The sequence below is a fragment of the Sphaerochaeta pleomorpha str. Grapes genome, assembly GCF_000236685.1.
Classification (GTDB): Bacteria; Spirochaetota; Spirochaetia; order Sphaerochaetales; family Sphaerochaetaceae; genus Sphaerochaeta; species Sphaerochaeta pleomorpha.
The window spans coordinates 688392-707868 of the sequence record NC_016633.1 but is presented as its reverse complement, the minus strand read 5'-3'; the positions used below and the strand labels follow the sequence as shown (position 1 = coordinate 707868).

Genomic DNA, 19477 nt, shown 5'->3' with positions numbered 1-19477 from the left:
TTAGTCCTTGTACAGTGTCTCTTCGTCTACGACTATACCTTTTTTCTCGGTTACAACCTCTTCGGGGGTTGCTGCTTCTTCCTTGGTTTCTTCAAACTTGGAAAAATCAGCGGATTCATCGGTGGAGAAAACAATAGCTTCCTCAGCTTCTTCAACTACTGCAGGAGCTGCTGCTTCTTCAGCAGTCTCTTCTTCGTTTCCGAGGGTCTCGATGATCTGGATTCCTGCTTCGTTATCGGCGTCAACGACAGCGTTGGCGATGATTTCGACAAACAGGCTGATAGCGCGGATAGCGTCATCATTGCCAGGGATGGGGTAGGTGATGTCAGTGGGGTCACAGTTCGTATCGACAACAGCAATAACAGGGATTCCGAGGCGCTTGGCTTCTTCAACCGCAATTGCTTCCTTCTTGGTATCGATGATGAACAGAGCTCCGGGGAGGTCCTTCATATCCTTGATACCGCCAAGGTTTTTCTCGAGTTTGGTCTTCTGCTTGGTGAGCAGGGAGACTTCTTTCTTTGTAAGGGATTCGAAAGTACCGTCGATTTCCATTTTCTCAATCTTCTTGAGTGTGGCGACGGATTTCTTTATTGTTGAGAAGTTGGTGAGCATACCACCGAGCCAACGATTGTTGACATAGGGCATCCCACAACGTTTTGCTTCGTTCTCGATAGCCTGTTGTGCCTGTTTCTTTGTGCCGACAAAGAGGACGGATTTGCCCTGCTTTACAACAGCACGAACAGCATCATAAGCTTCTACGATACATGCGGAAGTCTTCTGCAAGTCAATGATATGGATACCATTTCTCTGGCTGAAGATAAAACGAGCCATTTTTGGATTCCACCTTTTTGTCTGGTGGCCGAAATGCACGCCTGATTCGAGCAGGCTTTTCATGGTTACTACGGACATAATCCTCCTGTCTGACGACAAATCCCACACACACATTGTGCAGATATGTTGACGTCACCCTTCATCTGTTACTCACCCCCGCGGGGGCGGAAATTCTGCGCCATCACTAACGGGCACAGTCAGCAGTAGTATTTCAGAAATCTGGGAAAGTGGCAAGCCTATAACAGTAGCAAAATCTCCCTCTACCTTACGTACAAGCGAGCTTCCCTGCTCTTGTATCCTGTAGGAGCCCGCTGCACCGACCCATTCCCTGCAGGAAAGGTAGGACTCAATGGTTTCACTAGTGAGTTCTTTGAAGGTGACATAGGCCGTGTCAGAGGCAGAAAGCACCTGGTCGTTGTACCAGAGAGCCCATCCCGAATGGACTGACTGGGTCTTTCCACTGAAAGAAGCCAGCTGGGCAAAGGCCTCTTCCCTGTTTTCGGCTTTGCCAATCAGTTTTCCCCCGCAAAAGACCATCGTGTCACAGCAAAGTACAGGATCTGTATACCGGGGATGTCTTTTCCGGAAGGTTTCCAGCTTTCGCAAGGCTAGCATGGCTACTACCTTGTCTGGGGAATTTTCTTCATAGCTTTCATCGCAATCGGTAGGGATGACGGTTACAGCGATTCCCAGGTCTTCAAGCAGGCGCTTCCTGGCCGGGGATTGTGATGCCAGAATAATTTTTGGGAGCAGTTTTGTAAGTTCAGGCAAGTTCAGCCTCCAAAAGCTCAATCTCATCGCAGAGGAGGAACCAACGTTCCTCGCTTTCTTCCAGTTCTTCCTGTCGTGCCTGTTTTTTCTCGATGAGGCTGGTTATTTTCTTTGCATCGCTGTAATTCTCTATCATTCCCATTTGTTCGGAAAGTTGTTCGATTACAGCTTCTATTTTTTCATTTTCCAGCAGGATCTGCTCGCTCTGGCGTTTCAGGGACGTGAGCCTGTTCCGTTTTTTATTGGTTTCCTTGTAAGAAAGGGCAGACGTAGCCATTTCTTCCGTCGTATTGCCAAAGGACTGATTTTTTACCTCGACTGCTTCCTTTTGTTCCAGCTTGTAGGAAAAATATGAGTAGTCACCATCAAAAAACTCAGGCGGGTTGTCGTTTGTCAAATAGAGGATCCTTGTAGCGATATGCTCGATGAAATAGGCATCGTGACTGACAAAGATCATGGTTCCATCATATTTTTTCAGTGCCTCGAGCAACATTTGTTTGGCATTGATATCAAGATGGTTTGTCGGTTCGTCGAGTATCAAGAGGTTGGCTGGGTGCAACAGGATTTTCAGCAGGGCAAGGCGGCTCCTTTCCCCTCCGCTTAGTACCGAGACGCTTTTGAAGACATCATCCCCGGAGAAAAGGAAAGAACCCAGGTAGTTGCGCATTTTGGGCAAATCGGCAGTAGCCGCGATTGAGGAAACTTCGTCGAGAACCGAGAGTTCTGGATTGAGGGTTTTTTCGGTGTCCTGTGCAAAATACCCGGTACATACCCCGCTACCAAGGCGGATGACCCCTTCATATTGGTTGTCAGCATTGCAGAGCATTCGCAAAAGGGTGCTTTTTCCTGCTCCGTTTCGTCCCGTTACTGCAAGTCTTTCACCTTTTTTGACCAACATCGAGAAATCTTTGAATATAGTCTGTTCCCCGTAATGCTTGTTCAGGTTTTCTACTATCACGACATCGTTGCCACTATGGGGGGAGGGGGGGAAGGAGAAGGAAAGTTGTTTGAGGTGCGAGGGAACCTCGACAACCTTGATTTTCTCCATTTGCTTGATCCTGCTCTGCACCTGCTTGCTCTTGGTGGCCTTGTACCGGAACCGTTCGACAAACTGCTCGGTTTTTTCCATTTGTTCCTGTTGCTGGCGAAAGGTAGCCTCTAATTGAGCTATCTCCTGCTCCCTCTGAACCAGGTACTGGCTATAGTTCCCGCTATAGCGGGTAAGTTTGCCGTTAAAGAGCTCAAAAACCTCATTGATGGTCTCATCAAGGAAATTCTGGTCATGCGATACAATCATCACCCCGCCATCGTACACTTTGAGATAATTTTTCAACCAGTACCGGGCCTCGATATCGAGATAGTTGGTTGGTTCGTCGAGGAACATGACTGTTGGATGTTCCACCAACACTTTTGCAAGAGCAATGCGCATCTGCCACCCACCCGAAAACTCAAGGCACTGTCGGGAAAAGTCGGAAGAAGGGAATCCCAGTCCTGCGAGGATTTGTTCAATCTGTTCCTTTCTCCCGTAGAATCCCCCGTCAAGCAATGCCTCATCTATTTCATGGAGCCTGAACAAGAGCCTTTGGGTATTTTCATCCTCGGTGCAGAGGGCAAGACGATTTTCCAATTCACTTTTTTCTTCCAGCAACAAGGAAAAACGGGAAAACCCTTTTTCAACTTCACTATATACGGTACCGGCATCGAAAACGATGTCGCTCTGTGGGAGATACGCAATCCTCAGATCTTTCGTAGAACTGATGGAGATGCTATCGGCTTGCATGAGCCCGGCTATAACTTTCAGAAGCGTACTTTTCCCGCTTCCGTTTCCTCCGCAGAGGGCACTTCTACTTTTTTCGGTAAGCGTAAATGAAATATCATCGAGGATATCCCTATCTGCGAATGCCAGGTGCACGTTCTGTACCTGCAACGTTGCCATTGTACGACCCCTTTGATGTAAACGGGTGTTGATATGCCCGTTATTTGACGTTATTATAACTTTAACACATGCATGTGTTCGGTGACAATCCACCCAAGTTCAGGAGGTCCACGATGCTTTGCCTAACGCTAACCGGTTCTACCCTAGAAGAAGACCGGGCCCTGGTCGTAAAAAACCGAAAGTGGATATCCCTTGCGGAATTGCGCTTGGACTACCTAAATCCTGAAGAACAAGAGGAAGCCGCGGTTTTTCCCAATATGGTGGACATTCCAGTCATTCTCACGCTCAGGCGGGTAAGTGACGGGGGGCGCTGTACCCTTGGTGAAAAGCAACGCCTCCAGTTGCTCTACAATACGGCAAAAGGTGATTTTGCCTATGTAGATATTGAAGAAGATATCAAAAAATGTGATTTGAAATTCAAGGAAAGCGGAACGGAAATCAAAGTCGACCTTGAGTCCTCGCTCAGGATGAGAAATATCAAGATTATCAGGTCTTACCATGATTTCGAGAAAGTGCCTGCCGATATCTACGGGCACATCTCCAAACTCGCTGCAAAAGGGGATATCCCCAAGATTGCGGTTACCCCGAAAAGTATGATTGATGTAATATCTTTGTTCAGGGTCCAGCAGGAACTGCAGGGGATCAAGGATAAAATCATCATCGGGATGGGGGATTTTGGGATTCCTACCCGCATTCTTTATAAGAAATGCGGGTCGATGCTGACTTTCTGTACCGACAGTTCAGAAAAAGTGCCTGCACCCGGTCAGTTGAGCGCCCAGACAATGAGTGAGCTGTACCGTAGCGATAAACTTGACGACAGGACGCATATCTATGGCATTATCGGTAATCCGGTATATCATACGTCTTCTCCCCTTATTCATAATCCTGGGTTTTTGGCAATCCATTACAATGCAGTGTACGTGCCGTTTCTGGTAGATTCCGTGCGCGCATTCTTTAAACTTGCCGAAATGCTCCAGATCCATGGGTTTTCGGTAACCGTTCCCCATAAGCGTGATGTACAGCCCTATCTAGGGAGGATAACACGCGAGGTGAAACAGATAGGGGCCTGCAATACAGTTACGAGAATCCAGAATATGTGGAAGGGAACCAATACCGATTATTATGGGTTTCTTGCCCCCATTGCAGAAGAAGTCTCAAAGGGAACCATCCACAGCGCCCTGGTTATCGGGGCTGGCGGGGCAAGCAGGGCGGTAATCTGGGCCCTTCACAACCATGGTGTCAAAGTGACTGTCATAAACAGGAGCCTTGACCATGCGAAATCAATCGCTTCCGAGACGATGAGCTCCTATGATTCCTTGGAGAATTGTTCGCGTTACAGCGGTAAGGTTGACCTGGTGGTGCAGACGACCAGCGTAGGCATGACCCCCAACGATACAGAGGACCCTGTACCAGCCTTGCGGTTTTTAGGGAATGAACTCGTATATGAACTCATTTACCATCCCCGTGAAACCGTATTTCTCAAGCGGGCAATCGCTGCAGGTTGCACTGTTGTCCAAGGGAGAGACATGCTCATGGAACAAGGGAAACTGCAGTTTGAGGCTTTTACCGGGTATCATTATCCCCATTGGATACATCCCGAACTATAGGCTCAGCACAAATAGTAGCGAAGTTGCCTTACCATGAAAATCTTGCTTACCGGAATTATTTTCACTTCCATGGTAGGCATGACTGCAGCTTTCAACAGGGCTTCTTTTTGGGGGGTATAGGCAACTTCCAGAGCCTGAACTACCAATTCCTGGTCTGTCAGCTGCAACTGGAGTGCTATATTGTCTTTTCCTGCAGCTTGCCTGCACAGGCTGACCTTTCCCTGGTAGTCGAATCCTCCGGCCTCTATGACTCCATTTACAATCTGGCCAATAATCTGCGTTGTGCTGAGGATCATCCTCGCGTCATATCTTTGGAGAAGATCCTGCCGCTGGGAAGGGGTAAGGTTTGCGTTTTCGATAACCTCACGGATTGAGGTATCGCTATCCATCTGTTTTTCCTGCCGCTCTACCTGCATGGTGAGTTTTTCTTTGCCGATATGGCTGAGCTGTATCAGTTCGTTGAACAGGGGATGGTCTTCCTTTTGGATTAATTCCACCTGCTCTTTGGCAATGGTTGCGGGAACGAGTGATCCTGATGAGACCAGAATCTGCCTCCAGGTGTTCTCGCTTGAGCGCTTCATAAGAAAAACGCCATCGGAAAGTTTTTTCAGGCAATGTTCCTGCAGGCTTTCCAGACTCTCGATCAATCGCTCGACCCTTCCTGAGGTACACAGCACAATGCCATCATAAATCGAAACCTGACTATAGCGTTCGAACGTTATTTCGAGGATTTTCACCAACGATTGGCTCATGGAAGGATAACTGTTCTGCAACAGGTAGTTTTTGATAGCATCGAAGGGAAGCCCATTATCCAAGGCACGGCAGAAACTCTGGGGCGATACCTTATAACTTGTCTGCCGGTCGAGGATACACAGGTCTGAAAAGCGATAGAGAATGTCTTCAGGGGGGCAGGTACCGTTATAGCTAACGGTATGGTCACTATCCATTACCAATGTTGATCGCTCGAATTCCTCTGCTATGGTATTGGCGTGCCAGACTCCATCCAGGGTTACGATTCCCCAGGTGCTGAGACAGTCAAGGATGGATGATTCATATTCAATGCCATATTTGAGGGCCATGGTCTTTACCAGCAGTTTCAATGAACTGGTATCAAAGGAGCCGATGCTGGAAATTACTTCTATCAGGTTGTTTGCAAAACCTACTGCGTTGCTTTTTGCCTTATCCGGCAATTCCCAGGCAAGGAGGAAGCACAAGAGCTGCCGGTCATTGAGAGCAAGCAGTCTGTCTGCTTTTTCAAAATCTATCGATATTCTTTTCTCTTTTCCTGTTTCCAAGACACCCATAGCAAGAAAGAGTTCCCCGAGACGGGAAAAAATCTGTTTCAGCTGTTCTTGGTTATAGGCTGGAAAAAAAGACCCGTATTCGTCTTTGAACCCAACCTTGGCCTCTTTGTCGACCAAAGAAAGATAGGCCCGGAGAAACTCACCTGAGCAATAGGGCCCATTGTGGGCTTTGCCCTTTACATTTCCCAAAAGAGGTTTGAGGCTGGAGAATTCGTTCAGTCTGGATTCAAGCAGGGGATTGAAAATCAATTTGCCGTTTTCATTGAGCAGAATCATCCGCTCCTGCAGGTTTGCTACCCGTCTCAGCAGGGTGCCATAGCTTCCTTTTGCTTTGAGAAGCGTGGTGACCTGTTCGGCTTTGACCGGTCCGGCGAGTTTGATGTAGCTCAGGATAAAACAATCAAGTTCATCAAGCAAGTCGATTATCTTGTCCTGTATGGCTGCCTGGGAAAAGAAATTGCACAGTTTCGTGGTCAAGGCCGGCTTATGGAACGGGGTAGGGATAAGGCCGAGATAATTCTTTGCAAGATAGAAATAGTTATCTTCCGAATACCTGCTGATAATCTTTTTAAATAATTCTTTTTCTACGTCTGTCAATTTTCCCATACCTCTATATCATAGGAATAGCCTTGCTCTGCAAGGAATTTTTGACGATTTGCCGCAAATTCCTCTTCCGTGGAATAGCGGGTAACTACCGAGTAGAAGAAACTCGAACGGTTTTTAGGCCTGAGGATTCTCCCCAGGCGCTGGGCTTCCTCTGATCGGGATCCGAAGGTCCCTGAAACCTGAATGGCAACGGAGGCGTCAGGAAGGTCAATGGCGAAGTTCGCCACCTTGCTTACCACCAGGATGTGGGATTCCCCTTCTTTAAAAGCCCTGTACAGTTCCTCCCTTTTTGCATTTGGAGTGCTTCCGGTAATAATGGGGAGCTTGAACTCAGCGGCAATGCTTTCCAATTGCTTGATATATTGCCCGATAATCAGGATGTAGTCATCGGGATGCCGTGCAACCAATCCTTTTACCACATCCAGTTTCAAGGGGTTCTCGCTGGCAATGCGATATTTTTCCCGTTTGTTTGCTATTGCATAGGGGATTTCCATATCGGTGGGTAGATCCAGGCGGATCTCGCTGCAATAGGCTGTTGCGATGAAACCCTGCTGCTGCAATTCATTCCAGGGAACATCAAATCGTTTTGGCCCTACCAGAGAGAATACCTCGTCTTCCCGGCCATCTTCACGGACAAGGGTAGCTGTTAGGCCGACACGGTACACTGCCTGCAATTCCGCGGTAATCTTGAATACCGGGGCAGGGAGCATATGTACTTCGTCGTAGATAATCAGGCCCCATTGGCCTTTTGTCAAAAGCTCGAGGTGCGGGAACGGTCCATCCTTATCCGGGCGATAGGTGAGTACCTGGTAGGTACAGACAGTTACTTCCCTGGGGTCTTTCTTTTCCCCGGTGTATTCTCCGATCTGTTGTTGTGTCAAAGTCATCTTGTCGAGGATTTCAGAAATCCACTGGTGGACAGCCGCAACGTTGGTCGTAACAATGAGGGTACGGGTCTTGAGCTGGCTCATGATGGTCATGCCGACTACTGTTTTCCCTGAACCACAGGGGAGGACGATTGTGCCATAGCCACAACCTGGCCCTTGGTCCCCGAGCAGAGCCTGGGCTGCCTGGGTCTGGTATGGACGAACACTGAAGGTTTTTCCCCCCTTTGTCTTTTCGCACATTGCCATTTCAACAGGGATTCCCTTCTCAAGGACAATCCTGTCGTCAACGGGATATCCCATCTTGATCAGTTGGAGTTTGACCTCACCCCGATTGTATTTCTCAATGAGGAAAGAACGGTTGCTTTTTACAATCATGAGTTTCGCGATTGCTTTTCTGGCCATAATCTCGCTACGGATTCTCTCGGTTTTTACCTCGAGCTGGTAATACTGAGGGTCTTCGCTCTCGGTAAGTACTACCTTTCCAAAACGGGAGGCTATGTCATTGATATAGAACAGTACGCTTTCACTGATAGGGAATCGCGACCAGAACGTGAGTTTTTCGCAGATTTCCTCGCTTGTTACCCCGCTAGATGCAGCATTCCAGAGGGAAATGGCGCTCAAGGCATAGGTGTGGACATGCTCCGGGCTTTTTATAAGTTCACAGAATCGTACCAAATCGGCCCTACAGGCTTCAGCCTCACTGTGATGAACGTCCAAAAGCATTGTTTTGTCACTTTGGACTATGAGTGGTTTATCGTTCATTTTTGCCTTCCGAATGCGCAATAGAATAGGTCGAGAAGCGTAAGGGCAACCATAGATTCAACGACTACCACGGCCCTTGGGCAGATGCAGGGGTCATGGCGGCCCTTTATCTCCAATATGCGTTCGCAATTATCGGTATCGACTGTTTTCTGTTTGAGGGAAATCGACGGGGTGGGTTTTACTGCAGCCTGCAGGATGATTTCCTGCCCGCTGGAGATGCCGCCAAGGATTCCTCCGGCATGGTTTGATAAAAACCCATTGCGATCGCGCTGGTCGTTGCACTGGCTTCCTCGCATTGAGGCGCAGGAAAAACCGTCTCCGATTTGAACTCCTTTTACCGCCCCTATACTCATGAGCGCATGGGCAAGCAGGGCGTCCAGTTTATCAAACACAGGTTCGCCTAGTCCTGCAGGTACTCCTTGTGCACGACACTCGATAATCCCGCCGATGCTATCCTGTTCACTTCTGACCTGTTCTATCAGAGCTTCCATTTTCACAGCAGCCGAACGGTCGGGGCAACGAAGGAAATTGTCGGATTCCTCCCAGTTTCTCTGCTCAGCAACTACAGAACCCACTTGAACGGTTCCGGCAAAGATTTTAATCCCCTTGCTTTCCAGTACTTGTCTGGCAACTGCCCCAGCAGCAACCCTGGCGCTTGTTTCCCGGCCAGAGGAACGGCCTCCGCCCCGTACGTCACGAATGCCGAATTTTTGTTCGAACGTCCAATCTGCATGGCCAGGCCTGTAAACCTTTTCCAGTTCAACGTAGTCTGAGGAATGCTGGTCATTGTTAAATAATACAAGGGTAAGCGGTGTTCCTGTAGTCAATCCCTGGTAAAGACCAGAGAGTATAGTGACGGTATCTTTCTCATTACGTTTCGTGCCAAGCGGGTTTGAGCCGGGCCTCCGGCGATCCATTTCTGTCTGGATTGCACCGCAATCCAACTTGATCCCCGCCTCAATGCCATCAATCACCACCCCGAGCCCTTCGCCATGGGATTCCCCGAACGTGGTGACAGTGAGTGCCGAACCAAAACTGTTGTGGCCCATAAAAACTCCTACCTATAATCTGGCAAAGAGGTACCTTGCCGTGTCCTGAACATCAGGATAATCAGGCAAGTTTACCACAATGTCACATTTTTTGCCATAGCATTCATTTCGAATGGCATACAGGCGGGAGAAGGAACCTTTCGGATCGGAAACATCAAGGAAGGGAGGAACCCCGTCTACGAGAATGCGTTTCAACAGGACTTGTTCACTGACCTTCAAGTATACGCTCTTGCCATAGTATTTGATCAGCTCCATCAAAGGTTCGTTGTCACAGGCACCCCCGCCGAGACTGACGATGCAAGGTTCCTTGTTTTCTTGGAGGAACAAACGCAAACCTTCCACTTCCTTCTCCATGAAAGCCTGTTTTCCCTGTTCCCGGAAAAATGTACGGATGGATGGATAGCCTTCCATGAGGGCATAGGCAAGGTCGTCATTGTCTATGCATTTGCATCCCATCATGTCTGCAATGATTTTTCCCAGTGTTGTTTTGCCGCAATGTTTTATTCCACAGAAGAAGAGGTATTCTTTCATCATCAGAATTGGTCGAACAGGTCTGTCCAGTACTGGCTGTACGTATTTGTTACAGGAACCCTGGCAGGTGCCTTGCTGTAGTAGTTTTTCTGGCGGGCGATTCTCCGCTCATAGGTCGCTGTTTCGACTTTCTGCTGGTAGCGGGCCTCATGGAGATTTTTTTTGACCTGTTCGCGGTGGTAATTGCTGGTAACGGTTTTCTTGAGGGCATAATGAAAGGTCACTATCATCGTGTACCAGAACAGGGATAGCATAACCGGTTGGAATTCCTTTAGATTAAAGGTAGTGGCAATTCCCTTTGGCTGGGAGGCAATAGCATAAAGAGTCTGTGCATTTGGCCAGATCAAAAAGAGGGTGACCAGCAACGGTACTACCCAATAGAATCCCTGGCGGGAGAATAGAAACCGCAGACATGCCGTAAAAGCAAGGAAATTGAGGAGCAGGCAAAGGAGAGCCAGCCCGTATTTTTCTATCATGACGCCTCCGCTATCCAAACTATCTCTTCCTATGATACCATAGGTACACTATTTGGGGAATAACCATGGAAATGCAAAATGAACTCTCCGATTTGGAATTAAAATCACGGTTGCAGGAACGCAAAAGCGATGTTCGGGGTGCTTATTACCGCGATACCACTGCCATTATCCACTCATCACCATTTCGAAGGCTCAAGCACAAGACACAGGTCTTTTTTGCCCCGAGCAATGACCATATCTGTACCAGGATGGAACACTGTCTCCATGTTGCCTCGATTGCCTCTACCATTTGCCGGGGGTTGGGACTCGATACCGAATTGGCCTGGGCCATTGGTATGGGACATGACCTCGGGCATACTCCTTTCGGGCATACAGGAGAAAAAATCCTATCCGGCTTTATGGTCGAGGATGGTTTTGCCCCCTTTGAACATGAAATTAATAGTCTCCGGGTAGTCGATTTTCTCTGTGAGCATGGAAAAGGGTTGAATTTGACCTATGCGGTACGCGATGGGATAGCGTGCCATAACGGGGAGTCTTTGGTGAAAACCCTCAAACCGGAATTCAAGGTAAAGGACCTTGCTGCTTTAAAACAGCGGAAGGGTTTGGTCCCTTCCACCTTCGAGGGGGTGGTTGTCAGGTTCAGTGATTCCATTGCCTACCTTGGCCGCGATTTCGAAGATGCCTCCCGTCTTAATATTGTGCGCAGCGAACAGCTTCCCCCTATCGTGAATGAGAAACTGGGATTTTCCAATGCCGGGATAATCGATGCACTGGTAAACGATGTCATCGACCATTCCAGTTTCGAAAAGGGCATAAGTTTCAGTGATGAGCTGTTCCCCTCAGTGCAGGCTATGATCAGGTTCAATTATGAGCATATTTATAAAAGTCCGATGCTTGAGGGGTATGAGCGGTATTTCTCCCGCCTGTTGCGTCTGATCATCGACTATCTGAAGATGCTCCTTGAGGTCAATGGGTTTGACGAAAAGGGGTATGCTTCGGAGAAAAATATGCTGGCGATGGGGTTTTACCACCACCTGGTGGATATGAGACAACCCTATGTCGACCATGATGGTTCTCTCAATCGGTTGATCTACGACTATGTGGCAGGGATGAGCGACAATTTCTGCCTTGACTGCGCAAATGAGATACTCAAGCCTGAACATCTCAATGACAGTATAGAGCAATCACTGACCGGAAAATGGTTTGATGCCCGTTAGTGCTGTTCCTTGCCAAGCTTCTCGATTTCCTGGATGAACTGGCCTAGGCCATCGAAGGCCTTGTACACTGCCGCAAACCGAACATAGGCAACCATATCGACATGACTTAGCTCCTGAAGTGCAGCATCCCCGATATCGGAGGAGGCGATTTCTCGTTTCGAACCGGCTTTGAGCATTATCTCATCCTCGATATGTTGCAGCAGCGATTCTATCGTGCTTTCACTGATTTTCAGCTTTTCGGTACAGCTTCTGATGCCTCTTCCCAGTTTCTTTATATCGAAGGGTTCTCTCCTGCCGTCCCTTTTTATTACCATCAGGGGTTTGTCTTCGATTCGTTCGTAGCTGGTGAAGCGATATCCGCAGGAGAGGCATTCCCTTCTTCTTCGAATCGAACTGCCACTGGCATTCTGCCTCGATTCCAGTACCTTGTCATCCATATTTCCGCAGTGTGGACAATGCATTTTCGCACCTCTTGTAGGAGAGAATACTGCGAAATGATTCCCCTTACAATGTGTCTAGTGTTAGTATCTTTGATATTAGCAATAATTTTGTGTTGTTTTACACTAAATATAGGTTTCTGTTGAAAATCTCTACATGATACCATTCTGTGTAAAAAATATGCAATTTGTAGTTAATTTTGTATATATGTAGTAAAAATGTTGCAAAAAAACTTGAAATGTGTTTATTATAACACAGCGAAAAAAGGAGCATCAAATGGCAGATTCTGTAAGCAGTTGCGTGAAGCGGGTAGTGGATAAATCTCCATTCATCCACGATATGCTGATCAATGGTATTCTGTCATTCAGCAATTATGCAGATTCCATCCAGGCGGAAGTCCAGAAAGTCTATGGCAAGGAAGTGAAGAGCTCTGCCATCGTAATGGCTTTGAGACGTTACGGTGAGGAACTGAAAAGCCGTGATATACGGTGCAAGGCAAACAACGTCGAGTATGGGATTGTGATGAAGACCAATATTTTCGACCTCAATCTTGTCCGGCGTGATAGTTTCATTGCGAAGCTCGGAGTCCTTTATGATCAGATTTCCACGGAGAAAGGTGATTTTCTCAATATAACCCTCGGTAGCCATGAGGTTTCTCTCTCGGTGAGCGAGAAGTACCGTTCCCTTGTCAGCGAATTGGCAAAGGACGAGGAAGTGCTTAACCAGATGGACGACCTGGTTGCCCTTTCTTTGGTCTTTACCGGTGATTTTCTCCAGACCCCGGGCATTGTATATGAAGCAGTCCGGCGCTTGGCCTGGGAACAGATCAATGTCATCGAACTGGTTTCGACCATGAATGAGCTTACCTTTGTAATCAAGCGTGAAGATTCCATGAAATCTTTTGATGTACTGCAGAGTTTCCTCGGTGGCAAGTAAGGTAATTGTCATAACCGGTGACATAAACGGGGGCAAGACAACCACCTTGCTCTCCTATCTTGCAAAATACCGTTCCTCTTGTCTTGCCAGTGAAATCTGTGGATATATATCCCTTGCAAATAATGAAAAAACCTGCTATAGACTGAGAGACTTGTCGAGCGGGGATGAGCGAATAGCCCTGAGTGAAAAGGAATTGCCCTCTGCACGTCGCTGGGGTCGTTTTTTTGTTGACGATGAAGTGTTTTTCTGGGCGAACCAGACCATCGAAAAGCATCTGGGGACTGCGAATCTTGTTGTTTTCGATGAACTCGGGCGTTTTGAACTTGCAGGGTCTGGGTTCGATAGGGCATTTCGCTTAGCTCTGGATACCCCTGACCTTGTGGTACTTGTTACTGTGAGAACACAGTTTTTACCCCAGATCCTGCAACGATATGGACTCACCGATGCGATGATAGAGCTAGTACGGTGTCAAGAATGGAAATCCCTACATGAGGAAGGAACTATAAATTGTTTGGAATGAATGAACTATATTGGGTTTTGTTGCTTGTTTTGAATTTTATGGCCATCATGGTCGCTTTTCGTCTGTGGGGTAAGCTTGGCCTCTATATCTGGATTCCTATCAGTGTAATAGTTGCCAATATACAGGTAACAAAGACCATTTCGCTGTTCGGTCTCGAGGCTACCCTTGGCAATATTGTCTACGCCACCAGTTTCTTGGCTACCGATATCCTCAGTGAATTCTTTGGTAAGAAAGCTTCCAAAAAAGCCGTGGGGATTGGGTTCTTCTCCCTTCTTGCAATGACCATTCTCATGCAGGTGGCGTTGTTGTTCGAACCGTCTCCCGCGGATATTGCCCAGGGGGCCCTCTCTACGGTTTTCGGTTTGATGCCCCGCATCGCAGCCGGTTCCCTGATTGCCTATGTGATAAGCAACTATCATGATATATGGGCTTTCTCCTTTTGGAAGGAGAAAAAACCTGGTCGCAACACCCTATGGCTCAGAAACAATCTCAGTACGTTCGTCAGCCAGGCTATCGATACGTTGCTTTTCACCCTTATTGCTTTCTGGGGGGTTTTCCCCAAAGAAGTGCTTATCCAGATTATGATAAGCACCTATGTGCTCAAGTGGGTGGTTGCACTTTTTGATACGCCGTTCATCTACCTTGCCCGCCATTGGGTTGAAGCAGGTAAGATTTCCGATACTAGCCTCTAGGGGGCAGCACCTTTTTAAGGTTCTCGATGCAGGCTTTGTTCCCCCCATACAGGGAAAGCGGAAATGGTTTTCTCTGTATGGTGAATTCATCGTCGTAGATGAACTTTGCCCCATTGATATACTCGATATCCATTCCTTCGTGGAGCATCACCGCGTGGCTTGCCGCAATATCCCAGATATAGCAGCTTTGGTTTACGCAGCCTTCGATGTGGTCATAGAGCACAGGGCAGAGCATATGGATGATACTGCTCCCGTAAATCCTTACTTTCCCCTGGAAATGGGAGAAATCCATCAGACGCTGGCCACTCGAACCCATGGTAATCTGGTAGGGGAAGTCCTTTGCTGCTCTGGCGGTGAAGATTTCGTCGTTTACCAGAAGCGGTCCGTACGGGTCAAGCCTTACAAACAACTCTTCCTTGCCGATACCCCACCGCGGGGCACTGATATAGGCTCCTACGGGTTTCCTTTCCTTGTCCAGGATTGCGAGGGCCACGGCCCAGGACGGGAATCCCTGCGAATACATATCCGTCCCGTCGATCGGGTCGAGTACGAAGGTACAAGGGGCATTGTCGTCGAACGGGGTAAGTGTTTCCTCACTGATGATATTTGCCTCTGGGAAAAGATTCCCGACGAGTGCAAGGATCCTTTTTGATATTGCCAGATCGGTTTCGGTAATTACCGTACCGTCTTTTTTATAATCCCGGTGTATCAACGATTGCTGCTGCTTTGCATATTGTCCTGCTGATCGAACCTCATTTGCCAGGATGTCAAGTTTTTCTCGGTCAAGTTGCAAATCCATTCTCTTGCATAACCTTCTCTCTCGTGATAGGGTAATGGCGCTTATGCAGATGCCAATCGCCACTTCCGTTCAATCGTATATCAAAAGCAGTCCTGCGTACAAGGCGTACGTGCAGGGAGTCTCCCCACTGAATGTTCAGGGTATCGAAGGATACCCTCTATCTGTCTTGCTGAGGTTGCTCAGCAGGCGTGAGAGAGGACGTCTCTGGGTAGTCTGCCCTACCGAGGACAGTGCCCTGCAGTTGCTCAAGGACTGCGGTTTCCTTGTCGGTGCAAAATCAGTTATGCAGACACCTCTTAGTAAGGAGGAGGTCTCCATCATCTATCTTCCAAGCCATGGCCGAAAACTATACACACCTTTTACCGGGGACAGTATCGAATATAGCCAGCTGGAACGACTTAATTCTATCCTGGAGAGAAAAAAAGGGATAATCATCACCCATCTGAGACCCTTTGTAAGCCAGGTTGTATCCCCCAAGACACTACAGGATGCAAATGTCCTGTTGAGGGTAGGGGGTGCTTTCGATTCTGCAGCCCTTTCAGAAGAATTGGCCAAAGCTGGCTATGACCGGACGGTCTCTACCTCCACACCTGGTGAATTCACTGTCCGCGGCGAAGTCATGGATATCTTCCCCTATGAGAGCGAGATTCCTTACCGCATCTATGCAGACTGGGATAAGATCGGGAAAATCAGGGAATACAATCCTATTACCCAAGAGTCGTCCCAGAATGTGGACAGATTGTCCATCTCCCTTGTCGATACAGTCGGCTCCGCGCTGGGAACTACGACAATGGACCAATATTTCGAAAAAGATGACTTTTTCTGCTTCATCGGGGACCAGAGGCTCTCAACCAGTTTCCATAGTCTCCAGCTGGAAGCAAAATCCCTTTACCGGGAAGCTTTTTTACAGGACCGCAACTGCCTGAAACCCGATCAGCTTCTCTTTGATTTCCCTTCTTTCAAAGAATCGTGTCCCCGTAGCCTTACGGTCTTGGATATTTCAAACCAGAAGGAGGGGGCATTTTCTTTCGATATAGATGGTCCCCGTTCCTATTTTGGCAATTTTACGTTGCTGCGTGATGAGCTGAAGGTGTTGGAAAAAGAGGGTTGGGCAGTGACGGTATTTACCGACAATCCCCTCCAGAAACAACGGCTCATGCAGATGCTCAGTGCATTCAACACGCTCCAGTGGGAAAACCAGGAGATTTCCGGTGGCTTCTCCATTCCTTCCTGTAAGACGATAGCCTTGTGTGAGCATGAAATTTTTGGACGCCGCCGCCAGGTCGTGAAAACCCTGCAGCATACGCAGTCAACCCCGCTCGATTCCTTTGTTGACCTGAATGAAGGCGATTATGTCGTGCATGTGAACTACGGGGTAGGCCAGTTTGTCAAAATTGACCGCGTAAAGAGCTTTGACCGGGAACGTGACTTTATCAAGATAGCCTATGCAGACGGGGAAATGCTTTATGTGCCCATCGAACAGGCCAACCTGGTTCAGCGCTACATCGGAAGTGAACAGGGAACACCCCGTAAGGATAAGCTTGGCGGCCAGGGCTGGGAAAACAAGAAAGCGAAAGCGCGGAAGAACGCTGAGGACTTGGCCAAGCACCTCATTGCCCTGTATGCAAAACGCCAGAATAGCATTGGTTTTGCCTTTCCCAAGGATACGGACTGGCAATTGCAGTTCGAAGCCGCCTTTCCCTTTGACGAGACGGTGGACCAGCTTACCTGTATCGAAGATATCAAGGAAGACATGGAGAAGCCGATAGTCATGGACCGCCTTGTCTGTGGGGATGTCGGGTACGGAAAGACCGAAATTGCTTTCCGTGCTGCCTTCAAGGCAGTGATGGGAGGCAAACAGGTTGCTTTTTTGGCTCCTACCACCATCCTTGCCGAGCAGCATTATGAGAACTTCATCAAGCGTGTCGCCGATTTCCCTGTCAGGTGTGCCCAGCTTTCCCGCGTTGTTCCCAAGAAAGAACAGAAACAAATCCTGCTTTCGCTTGCAGAGGGAAAAATCGACATTGTGTTCGGTACCCACCGGATATTGCAGAAAGATCTGCTATACCGGGATCTTGGTCTCTTGGTCGTTGATGAGGAACAGCGTTTCGGTGTCAAGGACAAGGAAAAGATAAAGACTATGCGTACCAGCATCGATTCGCTTTCTCTCAGCGCAACCCCCATACCAAGAACCCTTTATATGTCCTTGCTGAAAATCAGGGACATGTCCCTTTTGAAAACCCCTCCTATCGCACGCCGTCCTATCGAGACGAATATCGGTGAGTACGACGAAAATCTGATAGTTCGCGCAATCAGGGCCGAGGTCGACCGTGGCGGCCAGGTTTTCTTTCTCCATAACCGTATCGAAAGCCTTGACGAAGTCGTCATGCAGTTGTCAAACCGGCTTCCCGATCTCATCATAGAAAGTGCCCATGGCCAGATGGATAGTAGTGCATTGGAAGACACCATGCGCAGGTTTGTGCATGAGGGCATCCAGGTTCTGGTCTCAACGACCATCATTGAGAACGGCATCGATATCCCCAATGTGAATACCATCATTATCGACAGGGCAGACCGCTATGGGTTGAGCCAGCTTTACCAGTTACGCGGAAGGGTAGGCAGAAACGACCGGCAGGCCTATGCCTATCTGTTCTATCCCCAGGGCAGCGCCCTCAGTGAGATTGCTGTCAAAAGGCTCAAGATTATCAGCGAACATACAGAATTGGGCTCGGGGTTCAAGGTTGCCATGAAGGATATGGAAATCCGGGGCACAGGCAATCTGCTCGGGCGCGAACAGAGCGGCCAGCTCTCCTCTGTCGGCCTGGATATGTATATCCGCATCCTGGATGAGGCTATCTCCGACCTGCAGCAAACCGGGGAAGCCGACCGCGAGAAAGAAGTGTTTTTGGAATTGGACTACACAGGATTCATTCCTGACAACTACATTACCGCTCCATCGGTAAAATTCGATATCTACCGCAAGATATCCTCCATATCGAATGAAGAGCAATTGCAGTCTTTGTCCTCCGAACTTGCCGACCGGTTCGGGCCTTTGCCCGAAGAGGTGGCAAACCTCCTTTATATTGCAGAGATCAAGATTATCTGCAGGAAATTGTCCATCATCCATCTGTCAGAACGAAAAGGAACCGTTTCGGTTGAGTTTGGAAAGGTAGCCGCCCTGAATGTCAACAAGGTGATGGCTCTCATTGGCCAGAGCGGTAAGACAGTCTGGCTCGATATGAAACGAATGAATGTCATGTATTTGAAAACCGATGCAGTTTCCCTCAAGGATAAGTCTCTGTTCCTGATGGAAAAACTGCAACGGCTGCTATAGGAGTTGTAATGCAGGAAAACCAAGATACGATTTTTACAGATATCCCCGAACTCAAGTGGGTTGAAAACAGGGCCGAAGGTTCTCCGCGGGAAATAAAGAGCTATGTGTTGAGATCCTCCTATCTGAGGACTTTTCAGTTGGAAGCAATCAGGAAGTACTACCATACCTATGGGTTGCCTTTCCAAGATAAAAAAATCTCTTTCAGAGAAGTTTTCGGAAATGACAAACCGGTAATCATCGAGATTGGCTTTGGGATGGGAACCTCAACAGAGCGTATAGCCCGGGAACGCAGCGAATACAACTACCTGGGTATCGAGGTTTTCCTGTCCGGCTTTTCCAAACTTATGGATAGCGTAGGAAAACAGGGCCTTGAGAATGTACGGCTCATGCGTTTCGATGCAGTACAAGTGCTCAACAGCATGATTGAAGACGGGTCAGTCGCCGGCTTCCATGTATTTTTCCCTGACCCCTGGCCAAAGAAACGCCAGCAGAAACGTCGGCTTATCCAAGTTCCCCTTGCCCGCCTGATGGCACAGAAACTCCAGAAGGGCGGCTATATCTACTGTGTCACCGACTGGGAGGAATATGCCTACCAGATGCTTGAGGTTTTTTCGCAGGTAGAGGAACTGGTAAACCCCTATGCAGGGTTTGCCCCACCTAGAAAATGGAGACCTACCACGAAGTTCGAGCAAAAGGGTCTGGCCCAGGACAACCCCATCAATGAGGTCTGGGTAGAGAAAACCGGTAGATAAGCTGGATAGCCGTAATAAAAGGGGAAGGG

The 19477-nt window shown here is 48.3% G+C and carries 17 protein-coding genes; 7 read left to right on the top strand and 10 right to left on the bottom strand.

Going from position 1 to position 19477, the window contains the following annotated elements:
* The 3 genes from rpsB to abc-f all read right to left on the bottom strand — a co-directional run bounded on the left by rpsB (nucleotide 1) and on the right by abc-f (nucleotide 3538).
* On the bottom strand, nucleotides 1-909 hold the full coding sequence (gene rpsB, locus SPIGRAPES_RS03185) for a 30S ribosomal protein S2 (RefSeq protein ID WP_014269334.1): 909 nt from the start codon (nucleotides 907-909) through the stop codon (nucleotides 1-3).
* A gap of 72 nt (nucleotides 910-981) precedes the next feature.
* Nucleotides 982-1602: a Maf family protein gene (locus SPIGRAPES_RS03180; RefSeq protein WP_014269333.1), complete on the bottom strand. Its 621-nt coding sequence runs from the start codon at nucleotides 1600-1602 to the stop codon at nucleotides 982-984.
* Entirely contained in the window at nucleotides 1595-3538 is a 1944-nt protein-coding gene (gene abc-f / locus SPIGRAPES_RS03175; RefSeq protein WP_014269332.1) for a ribosomal protection-like ABC-F family protein, read from the bottom strand. Before abc-f ends, SPIGRAPES_RS03180 begins: the two co-directional genes overlap by 8 nt.
* Before the next feature lie 113 nt (nucleotides 3539-3651).
* On the opposite strand from abc-f, the gene aroE reads away from it, so the two are divergent.
* Nucleotides 3652-5145 carry a shikimate dehydrogenase gene (aroE, locus tag SPIGRAPES_RS03170; protein ID WP_014269331.1) on the top strand — a complete coding sequence of 498 codons (1494 nt, stop codon included), beginning with the start codon at nucleotides 3652-3654 and terminating at the stop codon, nucleotides 5143-5145.
* A gap of 2 nt (nucleotides 5146-5147) precedes the next feature.
* Here aroE and SPIGRAPES_RS03165 read toward each other — a convergent pair whose 3' ends face one another.
* From SPIGRAPES_RS03165 to SPIGRAPES_RS03145, 5 genes are read right to left on the bottom strand one after another with little or no spacing between them, the layout of a single operon-like run.
* Entirely contained in the window at nucleotides 5148-7055 is a 1908-nt protein-coding gene (locus tag SPIGRAPES_RS03165; RefSeq protein WP_014269330.1) for a hypothetical protein, read from the bottom strand.
* On the bottom strand, nucleotides 7043-8704 hold the full coding sequence (locus SPIGRAPES_RS03160) for a DNA repair helicase XPB (RefSeq protein WP_014269329.1): 1662 nt from the start codon (nucleotides 8702-8704) through the stop codon (nucleotides 7043-7045). The genes SPIGRAPES_RS03165 and SPIGRAPES_RS03160 overlap by 13 nt, the downstream gene beginning before the upstream one ends.
* Nucleotides 8701-9753: a chorismate synthase gene (gene aroC / locus SPIGRAPES_RS03155; protein WP_014269328.1), complete on the bottom strand. Its 1053-nt coding sequence runs from the start codon at nucleotides 9751-9753 to the stop codon at nucleotides 8701-8703. Before aroC ends, SPIGRAPES_RS03160 begins: the two co-directional genes overlap by 4 nt.
* Before the next feature lie 12 nt (nucleotides 9754-9765).
* Entirely contained in the window at nucleotides 9766-10287 is a 522-nt protein-coding gene (locus SPIGRAPES_RS03150; RefSeq protein ID WP_014269327.1) for a shikimate kinase, read from the bottom strand.
* Complete coding sequence (locus SPIGRAPES_RS03145) at nucleotides 10287-10760, bottom strand: hypothetical protein (RefSeq protein ID WP_014269326.1); 474 nt, start codon at nucleotides 10758-10760, stop codon at nucleotides 10287-10289. The genes SPIGRAPES_RS03150 and SPIGRAPES_RS03145 overlap by 1 nt, the downstream gene beginning before the upstream one ends.
* Before the next feature lie 65 nt (nucleotides 10761-10825).
* On the opposite strand from SPIGRAPES_RS03145, the gene SPIGRAPES_RS03140 reads away from it, so the two are divergent.
* Nucleotides 10826-11977 (top strand): deoxyguanosinetriphosphate triphosphohydrolase family protein, encoded by a 1152-nt coding sequence (locus tag SPIGRAPES_RS03140; protein ID WP_014269325.1) that lies wholly within the window; start codon nucleotides 10826-10828, stop codon nucleotides 11975-11977.
* On the opposite strand, the gene nrdR is transcribed toward SPIGRAPES_RS03140, so the two are convergent.
* On the bottom strand, nucleotides 11974-12438 hold the full coding sequence (nrdR, locus tag SPIGRAPES_RS03135; RefSeq protein WP_014269324.1) for a transcriptional regulator NrdR: 465 nt from the start codon (nucleotides 12436-12438) through the stop codon (nucleotides 11974-11976). The two genes, SPIGRAPES_RS03140 and nrdR, sit on opposite strands and share 4 nt — an antisense overlap.
* A gap of 253 nt (nucleotides 12439-12691) precedes the next feature.
* Between nrdR and SPIGRAPES_RS03130 the strand changes: the two genes are divergently transcribed.
* Genes SPIGRAPES_RS03130 through SPIGRAPES_RS03120 form a run of 3 tightly spaced genes read left to right on the top strand, consistent with a single transcriptional unit; the run spans nucleotide 12692 to nucleotide 14563 of the window.
* Complete coding sequence (locus tag SPIGRAPES_RS03130; RefSeq protein ID WP_014269323.1) at nucleotides 12692-13351, top strand: hypothetical protein; 660 nt, start codon at nucleotides 12692-12694, stop codon at nucleotides 13349-13351.
* Nucleotides 13341-13871, top strand: coding sequence for a nucleoside-triphosphatase (locus tag SPIGRAPES_RS03125; protein ID WP_014269322.1), 531 nt, complete (start codon nucleotides 13341-13343; stop codon nucleotides 13869-13871). Before SPIGRAPES_RS03130 ends, SPIGRAPES_RS03125 begins: the two co-directional genes overlap by 11 nt.
* Nucleotides 13868-14563 (top strand): queuosine precursor transporter, encoded by a 696-nt coding sequence (locus tag SPIGRAPES_RS03120; RefSeq protein ID WP_014269321.1) that lies wholly within the window; start codon nucleotides 13868-13870, stop codon nucleotides 14561-14563. The genes SPIGRAPES_RS03125 and SPIGRAPES_RS03120 overlap by 4 nt, the downstream gene beginning before the upstream one ends.
* On the opposite strand, the gene SPIGRAPES_RS03115 is transcribed toward SPIGRAPES_RS03120, so the two are convergent.
* Nucleotides 14553-15362, bottom strand: a complete 810-nt coding sequence (locus SPIGRAPES_RS03115; RefSeq protein ID WP_014269320.1) for an inositol monophosphatase family protein — start codon at nucleotides 15360-15362, stop codon at nucleotides 14553-14555. The genes SPIGRAPES_RS03120 and SPIGRAPES_RS03115 overlap by 11 nt on opposite strands.
* Before the next feature lie 34 nt (nucleotides 15363-15396).
* Here SPIGRAPES_RS03115 and mfd point away from each other — a divergent pair, with 34 nt between their 5' ends.
* A complete protein-coding gene (gene mfd / locus SPIGRAPES_RS03110; RefSeq protein WP_245535461.1) occupies nucleotides 15397-18696 on the top strand; it encodes a transcription-repair coupling factor in 3300 nt (1099 codons plus the stop codon).
* A gap of 8 nt (nucleotides 18697-18704) precedes the next feature.
* Complete coding sequence (gene trmB, locus SPIGRAPES_RS03105) at nucleotides 18705-19448, top strand: tRNA (guanosine(46)-N7)-methyltransferase TrmB (RefSeq protein WP_014269318.1); 744 nt, start codon at nucleotides 18705-18707, stop codon at nucleotides 19446-19448.
* Nucleotides 19449-19477: the final 29 nt, after the last annotated feature.

Coding starts and splice junctions, on each gene's coding strand:
- SPIGRAPES_RS03150 (WP_014269327.1), bottom strand. CDS start 10,287: ATGATGAAAGAATACCTCTTCTTCTGTGGAATAAAACATTGCGGCAAA.
- mfd (WP_245535461.1), top strand. CDS start 15,397: ATGGCGCTTATGCAGATGCCAATCGCCACTTCCGTTCAATCGTATATC.
- SPIGRAPES_RS03140 (WP_014269325.1), top strand. CDS start 10,826: ATGGAAATGCAAAATGAACTCTCCGATTTGGAATTAAAATCACGGTTG.
- aroE (WP_014269331.1), top strand. CDS start 3,652: ATGCTTTGCCTAACGCTAACCGGTTCTACCCTAGAAGAAGACCGGGCC.
- SPIGRAPES_RS03160 (WP_014269329.1), bottom strand. CDS start 8,704: ATGAACGATAAACCACTCATAGTCCAAAGTGACAAAACAATGCTTTTG.
- SPIGRAPES_RS03145 (WP_014269326.1), bottom strand. CDS start 10,760: ATGATAGAAAAATACGGGCTGGCTCTCCTTTGCCTGCTCCTCAATTTC.
- SPIGRAPES_RS03115 (WP_014269320.1), bottom strand. CDS start 15,362: ATGGATTTGCAACTTGACCGAGAAAAACTTGACATCCTGGCAAATGAG.
- nrdR (WP_014269324.1), bottom strand. CDS start 12,438: ATGCATTGTCCACACTGCGGAAATATGGATGACAAGGTACTGGAATCG.
- aroC (WP_014269328.1), bottom strand. CDS start 9,753: ATGGGCCACAACAGTTTTGGTTCGGCACTCACTGTCACCACGTTCGGG.
- rpsB (WP_014269334.1), bottom strand. CDS start 909: ATGTCCGTAGTAACCATGAAAAGCCTGCTCGAATCAGGCGTGCATTTC.
- SPIGRAPES_RS03165 (WP_014269330.1), bottom strand. CDS start 7,055: ATGGGAAAATTGACAGACGTAGAAAAAGAATTATTTAAAAAGATTATC.
- SPIGRAPES_RS03120 (WP_014269321.1), top strand. CDS start 13,868: ATGAATGAACTATATTGGGTTTTGTTGCTTGTTTTGAATTTTATGGCC.
- trmB (WP_014269318.1), top strand. CDS start 18,705: ATGCAGGAAAACCAAGATACGATTTTTACAGATATCCCCGAACTCAAG.
- SPIGRAPES_RS03130 (WP_014269323.1), top strand. CDS start 12,692: ATGGCAGATTCTGTAAGCAGTTGCGTGAAGCGGGTAGTGGATAAATCT.
- abc-f (WP_014269332.1), bottom strand. CDS start 3,538: ATGGCAACGTTGCAGGTACAGAACGTGCACCTGGCATTCGCAGATAGG.